This window comes from Pseudoalteromonas sp. KJ63-1 (genome assembly GCF_055808145.1).
The window spans coordinates 16,083-32,545 of the sequence record NZ_CM147855.1 but is presented as its reverse complement, the minus strand read 5'-3'; the positions used below and the strand labels follow the sequence as shown (position 1 = coordinate 32,545).

Below are 16,463 nucleotides of genomic sequence, written 5' to 3'. Positions count from 1 at the left end.
TAGCAAAGAGTTAACGCTGGCGCATTACCCCTTCTTGGATCGTCGAGGCAACTAAATTGCCTTGGCGATCAAAAAACTGACCACGTACCAGCCCTCGCCCCGAACTCGCGCTTGGGCTATCAATGGTATATAACATCCAATCATCCATTCTAAATGGACGGTGAAACCACATAGCATGATCTATGGTCGCAACTTGCATATTCGGCTGCATAAACGACACACCATGTGGCTGCAGTGCGGTTGGTAAAAACTCAAAGTCAGACGCATACGCCAATAAGTAATTATGAATACGTTGATCGTCCGGCATATCGCCATTGGCTTTAAACCAAATATGTTTTACCGGTTCTAGGGCTTCAGGTTTAAAGGGGTTATGAAAGTTCACCGGACGCATTTCAATCGGCATTTCACGAATAAACTTATTACGGATTGCTTCAGGAATATGCTGTGCATTTTCTTGATAAAACTCTAACGAAGAACGCAGTTCTTCAGGAGCTGGAACATCAGGCATAGTGGCTTGATGCGATAACCCCTGCTCTTCACCTTGAAACGACGCTGTCATGTAAAAAATAGGTTTACCGTACTGAATCGCACTGACACGTCGAGTGCTAAAACTTTTACCATCACGTATAGTTTCTACATCGTACACAATCGGTTTTGCAGCGTCGCCTGGGCGTAAAAAATAAGAATGTAAGGAATGAACAATACGCCCCGCGGGCAGTGTTTCTTTAGCTGCTGAAAGCGCTTGTCCCATAACTTGACCGCCAAACACCGCTCTAAAACCTAAATCTTGGCTTTGTCCTCGATATAAACCTTGCTCAATTTCTTCAAGTGACAACAACGATAATAAATCATCTAATACTTGGCTCATTATTTCTTCCTCAATCCCCTAATTTATAAATGATACTATACAATAGTTAAAAAATACTAACTCACTGATTGAGGAAATCTAATATGGCATTTTGGCTTTTTAAAACCGAACCCGACGCCTTTTCAATTGATGACTTAAAGCAAGCACCACAGCAAACAACGCTATGGGAAGGTGTACGCAACTACCAAGCGCGTAATTTTATTCGCGATGATGTAAAGCAAGGTGATTTAGTGATGATTTATCATTCTAGCTGCAAACAAGTTGGCGTTGCAGGGCTTGGTGTGGTTACTAAGGCTGCTTACCCTGATCCAACGCAATTTGATTTAAGTAGCGACTATTACGATGCTAAGGCAACCACTGAAAACCCTCGCTGGTTTGTGGTAGAAATAACTTATCAGGCGCATTTGAGTAGTTTAGTAAGCCTGCAAGCGATCAAAGCAAATACTGCTATAACTGATATAGCACTTAAAAAAGGCGGGCGTTTATCGGTCATGCCAGTGACCGAAAATGATTGGCATGAAATTTTAAATATGGCGAAATAAGCCACTAAAATAACTACATTTTCTTCATTAAAATAGTACTCCACCAGCGCAGCATGTCACCGCTCGATTTTCTTATGGAGCCAAATTTGTTATAATCTGCGGCTTGCTTTACTGGAGGAAAAATGAAATTACTGTATTGGTTGGATGAATGGTTAACTCTCAGCGATGATGAGAGGCAAGCAAAACTACCAGCCTCTGGTGGAGATTTACTCGGTGATGTGTATGTAAAGTATCACTTTGTTGACCTCACTAAACCCCTGCTTTTTACTTTTTCTCCTGCGGGTACTGATATACAAGAACGCGATCTAAATGAAGACTTTGCCCCTTGGGGCTATCATCTAGCGCAAAAGCAAGATGTTAATATTATTGCGTTTCAGCATTTAGGTAAAAGCAATTGGTTTCGTAACCGCAATTTAATCTTTTTTATTGAGCAGCTATCAACTTTACTCTCTCCTTTTAAAACTAAGTTAGGCTATGGGCTTAGCCGTGGCGGCTTTGCTGTGGGTGCATTTGCTAAGTTACTCAAACTCGATAAAGTACTGCTTTTCCATCCTGTTAGCACCAAAAACAAACTTATCGCCCCTTGGGATGACCGCTCAAGTACTGAAATTGCTCAGCAATATGACTGGCAAGGTGACTACCATGATTTAGACTTAGGGGATGCCAAGGGTTACATTATTTACGATCCAACCAATCGTATTGACCGCCAACATGCTAAACGCTACAAACAGCTCACTCACTTACGCGTGTTTGGTATGGGGCACGGCACTCACGCTACTTACTTGAATAAGTTTGGCTTTTATAAACAAGTAGCGGTTGATTTTATTCGTGATCAGCAAATCGACATTGCGCAATTTAGGCTGCAAACAAAAACACTGCGTTTAAAAGAGGATTATTATAAAAAACTTAATAAAGCCAACGCTAAATCGGCACACCGCCAAGCGTTATTAAGTACCGCTCACACTATTTTAATCGACGAAAAAGCAGCGCACGTTAAAGAGCACCAAGAAAAAATTGATATTCAGCCCTTAATAGAGGTAGCTATTAAGCATCAAGACGAAAGCCCAAATGATGCCATTAAGCTATTAGAAGTTGCTCAACAACTCGTGCCTGACGACCCACTTGTTGAGCATAAACTGAGACAATTAGAATAAGTAACAAAAGGTACTCATGCTTTACTTTTTCTTGGCGTGCCCTTGCTTGGGCACAATCGAAAAGTAAAGAATCAGCGCTATCCACGAAAAGAAGATAGCGCCGACTAGCCAACCATTTTTTTCATGGCCGTGGCTACGCTTACTGTTAAGAATTATCATGATAGGAAAAATGTAAGCACATAAAACAATAATTAAAAAAGCAACTTCAGTCATTATTTTTCCAAGCTAAGCCAATCAACTTCACCACTTAACACCCGCTCTTGTGCGATGTAATGCAGAATATCACCCGCATTCACTGCATAATCTAGAGGTGGGTTTAAATCCATATTCTTTGCACTTAAATTATGAGCTACACCTAACAATATTGCATTATGATCGTACTTAAAATGATGAAATAATTTACCAAATTCCATGGTTTTTATATCACTAGGTATTTGTAGGCTAAATTGCGTATCACCATGCAAAGTAGATAATAGCTCTTCTTGAACACGGCTTGAGCCTGGGTCTTGCATTGAGCGCACCAAAATCTCTGCTGACTTAGTGCTACTACACTCAACATTGTGGCAATGCTCTAATAACATTTCCACCTTCGTTTCATCAAAAAAGTGTGCACTAATGTGACAATCTTCTTTTACTAAACGACTAATACGCAGTGCGGTGGTAAATGTTTGGTCGTCATCTTGGCCATCAATAATCACTTTATCGGCATGGCGAATGGCTACACGCTCTAGTTCATCCAAATCGGTAAAACTAGTCAAACGAGCAAAATCAACATTCTCATTACTTAAAAAGGGGTGCTCTATTTGTTCAGTAACCGCCAATAAAATACGGCGGTCTGTACGTTTAGTATCAGCCAAAATATAGTCGATCATTTTTTTTGTTCGAGCATTATGCCAACCAAAAATAATAATGTGATTACTACTGTGAGCAAAGTTTTTATCACCAGTCATAGCGCGCCTAATTAAGTAAGTTACTGTTTGCCCTGTTTTACCTAACAAGACACCAAATAAAGCCAAACCAAAGGGTATTTGTATTAATGCGACAATCCAACGGCCCAAGTCAGATGATGGACTTAAATCTCCATACCCTACCGTTGAAGTGGTTACTGTGTAGTAGTAAAAAAAGGTCCCTGGCGAAAGTAGTGCTTGCTCATTAGCCATAAATAATAAGCACCAAGTAAGTAGCATGTGTAAAGACGTTGCTATTACAACAGACTGCCAACTAACCTGATCAATGTGACTGCGCAACAGCACAACAATACGTTTAAAAATATGATGCATAATTGTTTGTTAATCGATTGATTATTTGAATCATTTGGTAACACGATACTGCACATCATAACACTTAAGCAACGTTTTACTGTAATCGAAATATTCACGGTTCGTTATGAATAAAAATAAGAGTAAACTATAGTTATTAAGTTATGAGGAAAGAATGGATCTATTATGTCAGGTGTTTTAGCGTCAGTTGATCAGCGTACTCAGCTTGTAGGTGAGAACCGTTTAGAGTTGCTACTTTTTTATTTACATAGCCGCCATTTATTTGCACTCAATGTATTTAAAATTAAAGAAGTGGTGAAGCTCCCCCGTTTAAGCAAAATACCGCACTCTCACCCCAAGGTGACGGGTGTTGCCAATATTAGGGGTGAATCTATTCCGGTGATTGATCTACGCCAAGCCATTTCAATGTCACACAAAGAGCATGGTGAAGATTGTAATTTGGTAGTAACTGAATATAACCGTACCACTCAAGGTTTTTTAATTGGTAAAGTTGATCAAATAATGAACATGACCTGGTCTGATATTATGCCACCACCTAGCTCAGTGGGTAAAAATCATTACATTACTGCACTTACTAAAGTACAGCGCGACGACGTGGAGCACTTGGTAGAAATTATAGATGTAGAAAAAGTACTGGCTGAAATAGTTGAGTACGAGGTTAATATTTCAGATGGAGTGTTAGACCAAACTATAGTTAACGAGTTCTCTGGGCGAAAAATACTACACGCTGATGATTCGCCAACAGCACGCAAGCAAGTAAGCGATACGTTATCGCAGCTTGGTATCGAAATTGTTCCTGCCAGTAATGGCCTGGAAGCACTCAATATGCTTAAAGGTTGGGCCGATGAAGGCCGCGATGTTGAAAAAGAACTACTTATGGTGATTACCGATGCCGAAATGCCCTCAATGGATGGTTATCGCTTAACCTATGAAATACGTAACGACAATCGCTTAAAAAACTTACATGTAGTACTTAACACCTCCCTAAGTGGCAGCTTTAACCAAGCCATGGTAGAAAAGGTCGGCTGTGATGCATTTTTATCAAAATTTCAGCCTGACTTACTGGTGCAAGAAGTACAAAACCGTTTAAAGCACGTATTAAGCAACGCTTAATTATAAAACTAGCAAATATCTGCTTGGGTAAATATTTGCTAGTAACACTCTCCTCATCAGCAACCTTTAAAAACCTGCCTTACTGAGTGGTTATTCAAAGCGGTGTTTGCTAATCCTAAGATTTCATGATTAATTAGTAAATAAGTTTTCACTAACTCGTTATTAATTATGCTCAATAAAGTTGCCAGCCCGTTCACTAAGCTCGTCGAGCGCTACTTACCCGACCCATTTATATTTGTCATTTTGCTCACTATTATTACCTTGAGCATTGCGAATTTAGTGACTCCTGCAACCACACTTGAGGTAATAACATCATGGGGTAGCGGGTTTTGGAACTTACTGAGCTTTGCCATGCAAATGCTGTTGGTGCTAGTAACAGGCTATATGCTCGCCAGTACCTCTTTAATAAGTAAGTTACTAACAAAATTAGCAACGCTTGCTAATACGGCCCCATAAGCCATTATTTTAGTGACATTTATCTCGCTTTTAGCAAGCTGGCTTAATTGGGGGTTTGGCTTAGTGATTGGGGCTTTATTTGCTAAGGCTATTGCTAAGCAGGCTCGAGTAGATTATCGGCTCTTAGTAGCAAGTGCTTACTCAGGTTTTGTAGTATGGCACGGCGGATTAGCAGGCTCCGTACCACTAACCATTGCCAGCGAAGGGCATTTTTCACAGGCAACAATGGGAATTATTGGCACCGAGCAAACCTTGTTTGCAGGTTTTAACATTGCGATTCTGATTGGCTTATTTATTATTATGCCGTTGGTTAACCGCTACATGCTACCGAATGAAAAAGACAGTGTTTATATTGACCCATCACTGCTTAAGAACACTCTACTCAATAAAGTAACAATAACACGCCCTGCGCAACATTTAGAACAAAGCAAACTGCTAGGCATGGGCATTGGCTTACTCGGACTTGCCTACTTAGGTTATTACTTTTTTATCGCAGGTGGCGGCTTAAATCTCAACAGCGTGATAGCGCTTTTCTTGTTTTTAGCTATCACACTACATCAGACCCCCCACAATTTACTAAATAGCCTACAACAAGCGATTCCGAGTGGCGCGGGAATTGTAATTCAGTTCCCCTTTTATGCAGGTATTATGGCGGTAATGGTAGATACAGGGTTAGCACAACAAATATCACAGGGCTTTATTGCCATAGCGGATGCCGATAGCTTACCATTTTACAGCTTTATAAGTGCAGGACTCGTTAATATGTTTGTGCCTTCAGGTGGCGGCCAATGGGCAGTCCAAGCGCCTATTGTTATCCCTGCAGCACAAGAGCTTGGTGCAGATATAGCACGCGTTGCTATGGCTGTGGCATGGGGAGATGCGTGGACGAATCTAATTCAACCCTTTTGGGCTTTACCGGTATTAGCCATTGCAGGTTTAAAAGCAAAAGATATTATGGGGTTTTGTGTGGTACAGCTGATTATTACTGGGGTGTTTATATCGCTGGTATTGAGCTTCTATTAATCTAACTGGGCTGTAACTTGTATTACAGCCCGTGCTTACTTAGCTTGATAAAATCTTCATCGGTAAGCTTAATATCGCATTTTCTGAATCTGCAAAATGCATCATCACTGCTACATGGCCTATAACTACCAGCGCATACATTACTGCCGAGAAGCCTTGGCCGTATTTATCTAATGGCATTAAATGTGAGTAATGGCGGCCGCGCCATTCAAACACAATTTCTAGCGCCCCAACAAATAAAAAGAACACTAATAACATTAAACCAAAGGTGTAACTTAGCCATAAGCCAAATAACACACCCAATAAACATACACTCAACCCCACCCATGAGCGCATTGAAAAGCTAATGCTTTTTAGTACATGCCCGCCATCAAGCGGCAAAATAGGCAATAAATTGAATAAATTAAGCAGTGCACTAAGTACTGCAACGCCCGCAAATATTTCCATTTCTGTGGCGTAATAAAGCACCACGCCTAACACTGAAGTAAACAAACCAAAGGCAGGGCCCATAAGTGATATAACCACATCTTGCCAGCGCGTGGTAATTTTGTCGTCGCTCACCGCTAAACCGCCAACAAAAGGAATTAAATAAATACCTTTAGTTTTAATACCAAAATACTTCATCGCACGTACATGGCCATACTCGTGCACCACCAAGCAGGCAATCAGCATTAACGCAAATTCAATGGTAAACAGCCACGCATAACCCGCTACCGATGCACTGGCAAGCGCCACTTTAACAACTTTAGCACTTTTAAATAATTTAAAGCCAAGCGCCGCGAGCCCTAAAAACCCTTTTTTAGGTTCGCCTTGTGCTGCTGCAGGTAAAGCTAACTGAGTTGCAAACTGATTATTTACATATAGCGCCAAGCTTTGCTGGCTTACTTCGCTGCTATCAATACCAATTAACTGCTCATCAAGCATAAACTCGACATAATTTTCACGTGGGTTTTCAAATGCTATCGCTTGCTGATCATGAAATATTTTTACAACTTGCTGCCCTGATATCATCAGCGTAAACGGTTGCTCTGCCAGAGAAAGATCGACTTTTATCATTGTTATACCCATTATAAATTATGGCGCTAGTATACCTTTCCACCAAAAAAACTCGAGTGAGCTAGCATCATTTTATTAGCGATAATTTAAGGTAAAAATGCCTGAAATACTGACAAAAACTATTCAAGCGACTATTTTTAGTATTACAGGAAGTAAGCTACAACTACCAAGGACACCAATGCGAACTCAATTGCCAAACATACTCGTTGTTGATGACTCAAAAGCCATTTTAATTGTTATGAAAGCGATTTTTAATGAGCTCGAAATGCCAGAAGTTACCACTTGCTTAAGCGCAGTTACAGCACTAGAGAAAGTAAAGCCTGATATAAACTTTTATGACGCTATATTTACCGATCTGAATATGCCAGAAATGGATGGTATGGAGTTAATTCGTAACTTAGGTGAAATAGGCTATTGCGGTGCGATTGTTATTATTTCTGAAATGGATCCTAAAATAATCAGCCTAGCAGCTGATCTAGCCAAGCAGCATAATGTGCATTTAATTGGTAACCTTACCAAGCCAGTACAATTAAATCAGGTAAATACGTTACTTGCCAAAATAGCGCAGTTAAACAGCCATACGCTTGTAAAAGAGCGCCCAATTACTAAAGCTAAACTTGTTAGCGCATTAAAAAATAATGAAATAACACCGTTTTACCAGCCTAAGATAAATATAAACACCAACTTTATACAAAGTGTTGAAGTATTGGCTCGTATAGTTTCAAATAAAAACGAACGCGTGATTTTACCAAGCCGTTTTATTAGCCTTGCTGAGCAATGCGAATTAATCAATGACATTACTTTTACGCTGTTTGAAAAAGCCTGCAGTGACTTAAAGCAGCTCAAAGAACAATTAGGAGAAAACTTAAAGTTGTCATTTAATATGTCGCCATGCCAGTTAAATGATTTGAACTGCCCTAATAAATTATTACAGTTATTACAAAAGCACGGCGTGCTTCCCAATGATGTGGTTGTTGAAATAACCGAGCAACATGCCCTTTCAAGCTATACCCAACTTGAAACCTTAAACAGATTAAGAATATTTGGTTTTGGTATCTCACTGGATGATTTTGGTACTGGCTTTACTAATATTAACCAACTGAAACAGCTGCCATTTACAGAAGTAAAAATAGACCGCTCTTTTATAAGCCACATTGAAACAGATAAGTTTTCGCAAGTTGTGGTCAACTCATTGATTGATATGACTAGCCAAGAGCAACTGCAACTTGTTGCTGAGGGTGTTGAGCGTCCGGAAGAACTTGCCTATCTAAAGCACTATCAAACAAATTTAGCTATACAAGGATTTTTGTTTAGTTGCCCAAAAGCAAAAGCTGAATTTATCTCGTGGGCACAACACTGGATAAAAACAGCTGCTAAAACAAATAATAACTAAGGTCTGCTGACCTTTGCCGGTTGATATTTACTAAATACCCCTAACGAGATTCATTATCCTCGGCACTGACGATATGCTCACTATCCGCTAAACGTTGATGCCAACGTTGCTTAGCCACGGCACGCATGTTGGTAGATTGATCTCGCTCATCAACAATTTCTAAACCCATTAGCGCCTCTATCATATCTTCTAGGGTTACTATTCCTTGCACATCACCGTATTCATCAATCACTAAACAAATATGGGTACGCTTGGTAAGTAATATTTGTAATAACGACGATACGTTTTGCGTGCTCGGTACTGTATAAATAGGCTTAACCAACTTACTAATCTTATAGTCTGTGCCTAAGCGGTGGTATGCCAACATAATGTCGTTTTTATGAACAAACCCTATTATATCGTCAGCATCTTTGTCGTAAATTAGCACTCGAGAGAATGACGAAGAGCCATGTTCGCTTAAGTACTGATTTACAGTAAGGTCTTTATGAATTTTAAAAATAACCGTGCGCGGGGTCATTAAGTCGGTTAGTTTTGCGTGCCTAAAATGCAGTAAGTTTCGAATGATCTCTGACTCATCAGCATGAAGTGCCCCCGACTCACTGCCAATATCGGCCATCGCTTCTATTTCTTGGCGAATATAATAGGCCTCATTATGCTTTTGCCCCATCAAATTGGTTAGCTTTTGTGCAGCCCATACAAACGGCTTAAGCACTAACACCAAAATACGTAAACCATAAGTCACACTCGGTGTTAAAGCACGCCAATAGTTGGCACCCAAGGTTTTTGGAATAATTTCAGATAACACCAATACCAATAAAGTCATAATAGCAGATGCAATCCCCACTGCTGCATCTGAAAACACCACGGCAGCCTGTGCTCCTACCCCTGCGGCACCAGCAGTATGGGCAACAGTATTAAGCGTTAAAATAGCCGCTAATGGTTGATCAATATTACTTTTTAGTATTTCAAGTTGTTTAGCCAGCACTGGCCGCTCTTTGCGCAACAATGCAACATAACTAGGTGAAATACTTAATAGTACGGCCTCCATGATTGAACACAAAAACGAAATCACAATCGCTGTAACCATGTAAACGATTAATAGTGTCACTTTCTCTCCGATAAGTTGGATAAATACCCGATGATAATAGCCATCATAACAATACATGCTATATTTGGCCAAATCTCCAATAACAATAGGCATAGCAATGAATTTAAGCGCACCTTGGTATCGTTACGCAAAACGTTTTACTCACTTGGCAACCCTACTCACATTAAGTAGTTTGAGTTTAACGGCATTAGCTGCCCCACTCGATCAATCAAAAATTCAGTTTATCGGCCCACTTGCAGAAGATATGCAAGCAAAGCCATTTCAGACGCCCCATGGCGACGTGATTATTGATAATCTGCTTACACAACTTGAATCAAGTGCAGAAAGCTTTGTTGTGTTTGGTAAAAAGCATAAGTGGCAACCACTTGATAAAATTAACGCGCTTACTTTAGGTGGTTTACAGGCACTTAAATTTCATATTGAAACGGACCGGTTTACTCAAGGCTCCTTAAACATTGAAGGAATAGAGCAAGGTCAGATTTTTATCAATGGTGAGAAGCAAACTGGTGAAAACCAACGCTATCAGCTTGCTTTAAATAACGGCTCACATACCGTGGTTGTCATCGCTCAACAGGTTGCTAATTGGAATGATGTCACCTTAGAGTTTGTGCCAAAAACAGAAACTGACGTCATGACCCTAACGACAAATAAAACCAAGCGCTTATCGGCTAAGCAATTGTTTGACGCCCCGACTATTAGCGGTTTGTCTTTGTCGCCTGATGCTAAGCATTACTTAAGTACAACAAAGCGCTTCAGCGATAAAACAGGCAACAACGCCATTACTACAACCGAGCTTAAAAATACTAGTAACCAAACGGTATACCGATTTGAAGAAGTGCAGCCTAGCCAATTTTCTTGGAGTCCTGATAACCAATTTTTTGTTTATTTACTCAACGGTGAATTAAAGCAGTTAAACCGTAAAACTTTCGCTATAAAAACCTTAGCCTCTGGCCTTGAGGGGGCAAGCAACTTTAGCTATTACAACGATAATAGTATTCTTTTTAGCTGGTCTAAATCATCTGAAGAAACCAATAGCCTCACTAAACATCATAAAGGCTTACAAGACCGTTGGTCTTATGCCCGTACGGTTAGCCAATTATATTTACTCGATACCAACAGTGGTTTAACCAAAGCTCTAACTGAAGGCGTATTGAGCCATCAACTTGAAGATGCTAACAGCAACCGTGGAAAGCTATTAATAAGTCGCCCAGTAATGGCGATGCAAGCCTCAACTCACCCAGGGACTGAGCTGGTTGAACTTACATTAAAATCCAACAGCATAAAATCATTAGGTAAGTTTAAAACCTTTAATCAAGCTAAATATGCCGCAAACAATATTTATGTTGTTGCAGGCCCTGATTTTAAAAGTGGTGCAGGCAGAACAATACCAAAGAACATGCTGGCTAATAATTACGATGGGCAGCTGTATTTATTAACTGATAACGCAAAAAAAGTAACGGCGTTAAGTAAACAGTTTGACCCCGCAATTGGCACATTAAAAGTACTAAGCAATGGTGATGCGCTAATCAAAGTGACAGAAAAAGATACCCAACCACTGTATTTATTTGACCTGAGTAAACAGCGCTTTAAAAAGTTAAATACAGGTTTTGATATTGTGCAGCAATTTAGCTTTTCAAATACGCGCAATGCCCAGTTATTAATTAGTGGCAGCAATGCGTCGAGCGCTCAACAACTCAAGCGCTTAGACGTAAGTAAAAACAAGGTAGAGCTCATTTGGGATTCAAACCCGATTGCATATGCCAATACGGCTATTCCTGCGCTTGAAGAATTTAACTTTACCAATAAGCGTGGCGTAGAAATCTCTGGCCGTGTTTATCTGCCAAGCAATTTTGATAAAGCCAAGAAGTACCCTGCTCTTGTTTATTATTATGGTGGCACCTCACCAGTAACACGCGGGTTTACGGGCCGCTACCCTTTTAACTTATGGGCTGCAAACGGGTATGTGGTTTATGTTGTACAACCAACCGGCGCAACGGGTTTTGGGCAAACTTTTTCAGCACAACATGTAAATGCTTGGGGCGACTATACCGCCGATGACATTATGCAAGGCACAGAGGCATTTTTAGCTAAATATGATTTTGTAGACAGTAGTAAAGTAGGTAATCTTGGTGCATCTTATGGTGGCTTTATGACTATGCTGCTTGCCACCAAAACCGATATGTTTAGCGCATCTATTGCGCATGCCGGTATTTCAAACTTAACGTCATACTGGGGTGAAGGATGGTGGGGTTATTTATACTCAGGCGAAGCCTCAAAAAATAGCTTTCCGTGGAATAATCCTCAACTTTACAGCCAGCATAGCCCTGTATTCCATGCTGATAAAGTAACCACACCATTACTGCTTATTCATGGTGACAGTGATACCAATGTGCCTGTGGGCGAAAGTTTAACTATGTATACCGCACTAAAACTGCTTAATAAAGACGTTGAAATGATAGAATACAAAGGAGCGGATCACCAAATATTTGCGCGCGATAAGCGATTTAATTGGTGGAACACCATATTGGCTTACTTTGACAAAAAGTTAAAAAATGAACCACAATGGTGGGATTCAATGTATAAAGATTAGTAACCATAATGCGCACTTTGTCGCTCAAGTGAAAAGTGCGCATTACAAAAGTAATGTTATTTGACCAATTCGTAATATAATGTTACCGAAAAACAACGATCTCTGTGTTATACAGGCCATCAATGATGCTAATATGCAAAGCTGAAACTAAAAAAATAACAGACTATGGCAATTAATGTTTTATTGGTTGAAGATGACGAACTACTCGTAAAGCGCATCCAAAATCATTTTATAAATACCGAGTTTTCTATTGACGTTGACCCCACCGGGGCCGATGCGTTAAATGTTGTTAAAAGCCGCGTAAGTCAGCGCAATACTATTTCCTTGGCAATAATTGATATTGTGCTACCAAAACGCGACGGTTTACAACTTGCCAAAGAGCTAAATACGCTCACCGATATTGGCGTTATCTTATTATCGAGTCGTGACTCACAAGCCGATCGAATTGCAGGCCTTGCTCAAGGTGCCGATGACTATATTTGCAAGCCGGTAGATTTACTTGAGCTTGAGCTAAGAATGCGCGCCCTATACAAACGAGTTGCCAATAATCACAGCGACGATGACAGTGAAGAGTTTATTGAATACGCCGATTTTAAGCTTCATCCAGATAATCGCACCCTTATTACAGCCAGTGGGATTGAATCACGACTGACTGAAGCAGAACACAAAGTGCTTATTTGTTTGATTGGTAATGCTGGTAAAGCGACTTCCCGTGAAAAAATATCAGAAGAAATTGGCCAGCCCGATTGGAGCCCCAACGATCGCACAGTAGACGTGTTAGTGGGTCGTTTACGTAAAAAGCTGAACGATGAGAAAGATCAAAAACGTATTGTCACTGTTCGCGGTAAAGGCTATATGCTTTCAATTTAAAGCCTTAGTGCTGGGTTAACTGCGATAATAAACGCTCAAATGCCCGATAATTAAGCGCTTCTTTAAGCTCATTTAAACTGATTTGTGGAGCACCTTTTAAATCACTAATAGTTCGCGCCACTTTGATTACTCTATGATAAGAGCGCGGCGATAACGCCAGCTTTTCACTGGCTCTGGCTAAAAACTGCAGCTCTGCAGGTGGTAACTCACAGTGCAAGTTCATCTCTTTGTTATTTAACCGCGCATTTACTTTACCTTGGCGTTTAAGCTGAACTGCATAAGCTGCTTCTACTCGTGCCCTCACCTCAGCACTGGTTTCTTCTGTAGTTGTACTTTGTAGCTCCACGCTGCTCAACCTTGGTAGTTCAATTTGCAAATCAATTCTGTCAATAAACGGCCCCGATACTCGCGATAAATAGCGCATTACCTGATCGGGTGTCGCCCGTTTATCATGATGACACCCTGTCGGACTGGGATTAAGTGCTGCAATAAGCTGAAACTGCGCTGGAAATTCCATTTGTCTGGCCGCGCGCGAAATCGTCACTGTTCCGGTTTCCATTGGCTCGCGTAGCGAGTCTAGCACTTTACGCTCAAATTCAGGGAGCTCATCTAAAAACAACACACCGTTATGCGCTAACGATATTTCACCGGGTTTAGGGTTAGACGAGCCACCCACTAGAGCTACTGCAGAACAGGTATGATGCGGATTGCGAAACGGTCGCTGACGCCAATTGGTTAAATCAATTGAGTGGCCAATAATTGAATATAAAGCAGCAGTATCAATGGCTTCATCATCAGACATGGTTGGCATTATGGTGGCCATTCGTTGTGCAAGCATTGATTTTCCGGTCCCTGGTGGACCTAAAAATAGTAAATTATGCCCACCAGCAGCGGCAATTTCTAATACACGTTTAGCACCAGGTTGGCCTTTTACATCGCTTAAATCGAGTAAAAAATCTGGCGCTTGGGTGCAACCAGGGTAGGCAATGTTAAGCGGTAAAGGTTGTTGATTGAGCAAGTCTCCCCACACCTCTTGTATAGAACTGACGGCTTTTCGCTTTACACCACTGACAAGGCTGGCCAAACTGTCGTTTTCAAGAGGCAGAAAACAGCAACGATTTTGCTCTTTAGCACCAAGCACTGAAGGCAAAATGGCATTTACAGCACGTATTTCACCATTAAGTGCAAGCTCACCGTAAAATTCATACTTATGAATATCAGGGCAGACTATTTGCCCCGATGCGACCAAAATACCTACCGCAATCGCAAGGTCAAATCGCCCACCATCTTTAGGAAGATCGGCAGGTGCTAAATTAACGGTAATACGCTGATCGGGAAATCCAAATTGCGAGTTTTCTAGAGCACTACGTACTCTATCCTTGGCCTCTTTAACCGACGCCTCAGGTAAGCCGACGATATGAAAGGCGGGTAAACCATTCCCTAAATGTACTTCAACCATCACCTCGGGGGCGTTTATCCCCACCTGCGCGCGAGAAAATATACGGGCTAACGACATTCCTTATCCTAGGGTCTGCTGACCTTTCAAGGTTAAATTTGCAGCAGTCTGTTTGGTATTTAGGCAAGGCAGAGCCTATGTCGTGTGGTTACTCCCCATAAATAGGCGATAACGCAGCATTAATGCCAAACAGGCGCTGCCCGAAGGGTTCTGCCTAGGGGCGATTTACTCTTTGTTGCTCGGTTTTCACTTAGTCCACTAGGTTACAAACCTCGCGCCGCGATTAAATCGCCCCTAGTTTGAACAAATTTTAATCCGCAAAGGTCAACAGGCCCTAGTTAACAGCTGTATTAACCCAGTTTAGTCAGGATATTTAAAAACATGTAATATAATCTTCCATTTAATCGCCGAGAAACGTAGCAATAAGGTCATTAACATACTTAATATCATTGCCACTTCCACCGTTAGCGATAGGTTGATACTTAATGTATAGACAATGCCACCAGCAATACAGGTAATAGCATACAGCTCACCTTTAAGCAGCATTGGAATATCGCGGGCAAGCACGTCGCGAATAAGCCCACCAAAACAGGGGGTTATTACAGCCATAATCACAACCGTCATATCTGGCATACCAGCCAATTGCGCTTTTTGCGCTCCCATGACCGCAAAAAAGGCTAAGCCAAACGCGTCAGCGGTTTGCAATACATAGTATGGAATGGATTTTTGCTTATTTATCAGTCGCGTAGTAACCAGAACCGCTACCAAAATAGCGTAGAAGTAGCTTTGGTCGTGTAGCCAAAATACGGGCTGGTCGAGTATCACATCGCGAACGGTACCGCCGCCAATAGCCGTAACAGTTGCAAGTACAACTACACCAAAGCCATCCATTTTCTTTTCATAGGCTACCAAGGTGCCTGAGATAGCAAATACCGCCACACCTATTAAATCAAACCAGTGATAAAGTTCAGTCATAATTTTGATTACAAAAAGTTTTAAAGAGTTTAGTGCATAGCATACTAAATATTCAGCAATAACACTTTCAAAAAGTAGAATTAGAAAAGAACAGCAGGTATACGTGTTAAAAATAGCGTGAGGGAATATGAATTTTAGGCATAAAAAAACACTCTTGTAGAGTGTCGATTTAATAAAACATGTTATTTCAGTGGTTGCGGGAGCCGGAATTTAATAGACGACCTTTGCTGGCTAATGGAGAGCTGAGACCGACGAGCTATCCATTTCACTGAATTTTAGGCATAAAAAAACACGCTTTAGGCGTGTTGCTTTACTATAACTGTTTATTTCAGTGGTTGCGGGAGCCGGATTTGAACCGACGACCTTCGGGTTATGAGCCCGACGAGCTACCAGACTGCTCCATCCCGCGCCTGAAATTGCAGATTTATTTATAGTTGCTTACATTACAACTTGGCTTCCAATCCTCTAAAGAAAATTGGTTGCGGGAGCCGGATTTGAACCGACGACCTTCGGGTTATGAGCCCGACGAGCTACCAGGCTGCTCCATCCCGCGCCTGTATATTTTAAGTCTATCGACTA

The 16,463-nt window shown here is 41.0% G+C and carries 13 protein-coding genes, 2 tRNA genes and 1 pseudogene; 7 read left to right on the top strand and 9 right to left on the bottom strand.

Going from position 1 to position 16,463, the window contains the following annotated elements; translation table 11 throughout:
* Positions 1 to 10: 10 nt before the first annotated feature.
* Positions 11 to 868 carry an acyl-CoA thioesterase II gene (gene tesB, locus AC0L7Q_RS00150; RefSeq protein ID WP_010391943.1) on the bottom strand — a complete coding sequence of 286 codons (858 nt, stop codon included), beginning with the start codon at positions 866 to 868 and terminating at the stop codon, positions 11 to 13.
* 83 nt (positions 869 to 951) lie between these two features.
* Here tesB and AC0L7Q_RS00145 point away from each other — a divergent pair, with 83 nt between their 5' ends.
* Positions 952 to 1,410: an EVE domain-containing protein gene (locus AC0L7Q_RS00145; protein ID WP_138570145.1), complete on the top strand. Its 459-nt coding sequence runs from the start codon at positions 952 to 954 to the stop codon at positions 1,408 to 1,410.
* 122 nt (positions 1,411 to 1,532) lie between these two features.
* The gene (locus AC0L7Q_RS00140; protein ID WP_178954580.1) at positions 1,533 to 2,564 is read left to right on the top strand and encodes a cytosolic protein; all 1,032 of its coding nucleotides are present in this window, start codon (positions 1,533 to 1,535) and stop codon (positions 2,562 to 2,564) included.
* Between the two features lie 21 nt (positions 2,565 to 2,585).
* On the opposite strand, the gene AC0L7Q_RS00135 is transcribed toward AC0L7Q_RS00140, so the two are convergent.
* The gene (locus tag AC0L7Q_RS00135; RefSeq protein WP_178954578.1) at positions 2,586 to 2,777 is read right to left on the bottom strand and encodes a hypothetical protein; all 192 of its coding nucleotides are present in this window, start codon (positions 2,775 to 2,777) and stop codon (positions 2,586 to 2,588) included.
* Positions 2,777 to 3,844: a potassium channel family protein gene (locus AC0L7Q_RS00130; protein ID WP_109875670.1), complete on the bottom strand. Its 1,068-nt coding sequence runs from the start codon at positions 3,842 to 3,844 to the stop codon at positions 2,777 to 2,779. The genes AC0L7Q_RS00135 and AC0L7Q_RS00130 overlap by 1 nt, the downstream gene beginning before the upstream one ends.
* Positions 3,845 to 4,009: 165 nt before the next feature.
* On the opposite strand from AC0L7Q_RS00130, the gene AC0L7Q_RS00125 reads away from it, so the two are divergent.
* Together AC0L7Q_RS00125 and AC0L7Q_RS00120 are read left to right on the top strand one after the other, a co-directional pair.
* Positions 4,010 to 4,957 carry a chemotaxis protein CheV gene (locus AC0L7Q_RS00125; RefSeq protein WP_409424366.1) on the top strand — a complete coding sequence of 316 codons (948 nt, stop codon included), beginning with the start codon at positions 4,010 to 4,012 and terminating at the stop codon, positions 4,955 to 4,957.
* A 168-nt stretch (positions 4,958 to 5,125) separates the two neighbouring features.
* Positions 5,126 to 6,436 (top strand): annotated as a pseudogene (locus AC0L7Q_RS00120) (short-chain fatty acid transporter).
* A 39-nt stretch (positions 6,437 to 6,475) separates the two neighbouring features.
* On the opposite strand, the gene AC0L7Q_RS00115 reads toward AC0L7Q_RS00120, so the two are convergent.
* Positions 6,476 to 7,492, bottom strand: a complete 1,017-nt coding sequence (locus AC0L7Q_RS00115) for a metalloprotease (protein WP_413401083.1) — start codon at positions 7,490 to 7,492, stop codon at positions 6,476 to 6,478.
* A gap of 178 nt (positions 7,493 to 7,670) precedes the next feature.
* On the opposite strand from AC0L7Q_RS00115, the gene AC0L7Q_RS00110 reads away from it, so the two are divergent.
* A complete protein-coding gene (locus tag AC0L7Q_RS00110; RefSeq protein WP_413402900.1) occupies positions 7,671 to 8,885 on the top strand; it encodes an EAL domain-containing response regulator in 1,215 nt (404 codons plus the stop codon).
* A gap of 40 nt (positions 8,886 to 8,925) precedes the next feature.
* Here the strand turns inward: AC0L7Q_RS00110 and AC0L7Q_RS00105 are convergent, their stop codons facing one another.
* A complete protein-coding gene (locus AC0L7Q_RS00105) occupies positions 8,926 to 9,993 on the bottom strand; it encodes a CNNM domain-containing protein (RefSeq protein ID WP_138605937.1) in 1,068 nt (355 codons plus the stop codon).
* A 97-nt stretch (positions 9,994 to 10,090) separates the two neighbouring features.
* Between AC0L7Q_RS00105 and AC0L7Q_RS00100 the strand changes: the two genes are divergently transcribed.
* Together AC0L7Q_RS00100 and AC0L7Q_RS00095 are read left to right on the top strand one after the other, a co-directional pair.
* Complete coding sequence (locus AC0L7Q_RS00100) at positions 10,091 to 12,583, top strand: alpha/beta hydrolase family protein (protein ID WP_413401082.1); 2,493 nt, start codon at positions 10,091 to 10,093, stop codon at positions 12,581 to 12,583.
* A gap of 165 nt (positions 12,584 to 12,748) precedes the next feature.
* Positions 12,749 to 13,453 (top strand): response regulator transcription factor, encoded by a 705-nt coding sequence (locus AC0L7Q_RS00095; protein WP_008108280.1) that lies wholly within the window; start codon positions 12,749 to 12,751, stop codon positions 13,451 to 13,453.
* Positions 13,454 to 13,457: 4 nt separating this feature from the next.
* Here AC0L7Q_RS00095 and AC0L7Q_RS00090 read toward each other — a convergent pair whose 3' ends face one another.
* From AC0L7Q_RS00090 to AC0L7Q_RS00075, 4 genes are all read right to left on the bottom strand, one after another.
* Positions 13,458 to 14,969 carry a YifB family Mg chelatase-like AAA ATPase gene (locus AC0L7Q_RS00090; RefSeq protein WP_413401081.1) on the bottom strand — a complete coding sequence of 504 codons (1,512 nt, stop codon included), beginning with the start codon at positions 14,967 to 14,969 and terminating at the stop codon, positions 13,458 to 13,460.
* A 300-nt stretch (positions 14,970 to 15,269) separates the two neighbouring features.
* Positions 15,270 to 15,884 (bottom strand): trimeric intracellular cation channel family protein, encoded by a 615-nt coding sequence (locus AC0L7Q_RS00085; protein ID WP_008108278.1) that lies wholly within the window; start codon positions 15,882 to 15,884, stop codon positions 15,270 to 15,272.
* 332 nt (positions 15,885 to 16,216) lie between these two features.
* Positions 16,217 to 16,293 (bottom strand) — tRNA-Met (locus tag AC0L7Q_RS00080).
* Positions 16,294 to 16,360: 67 nt separating this feature from the next.
* Positions 16,361 to 16,437, bottom strand: a tRNA-Met gene (locus AC0L7Q_RS00075).
* Between the last annotated feature and the right edge of the window lie 26 nt (positions 16,438 to 16,463).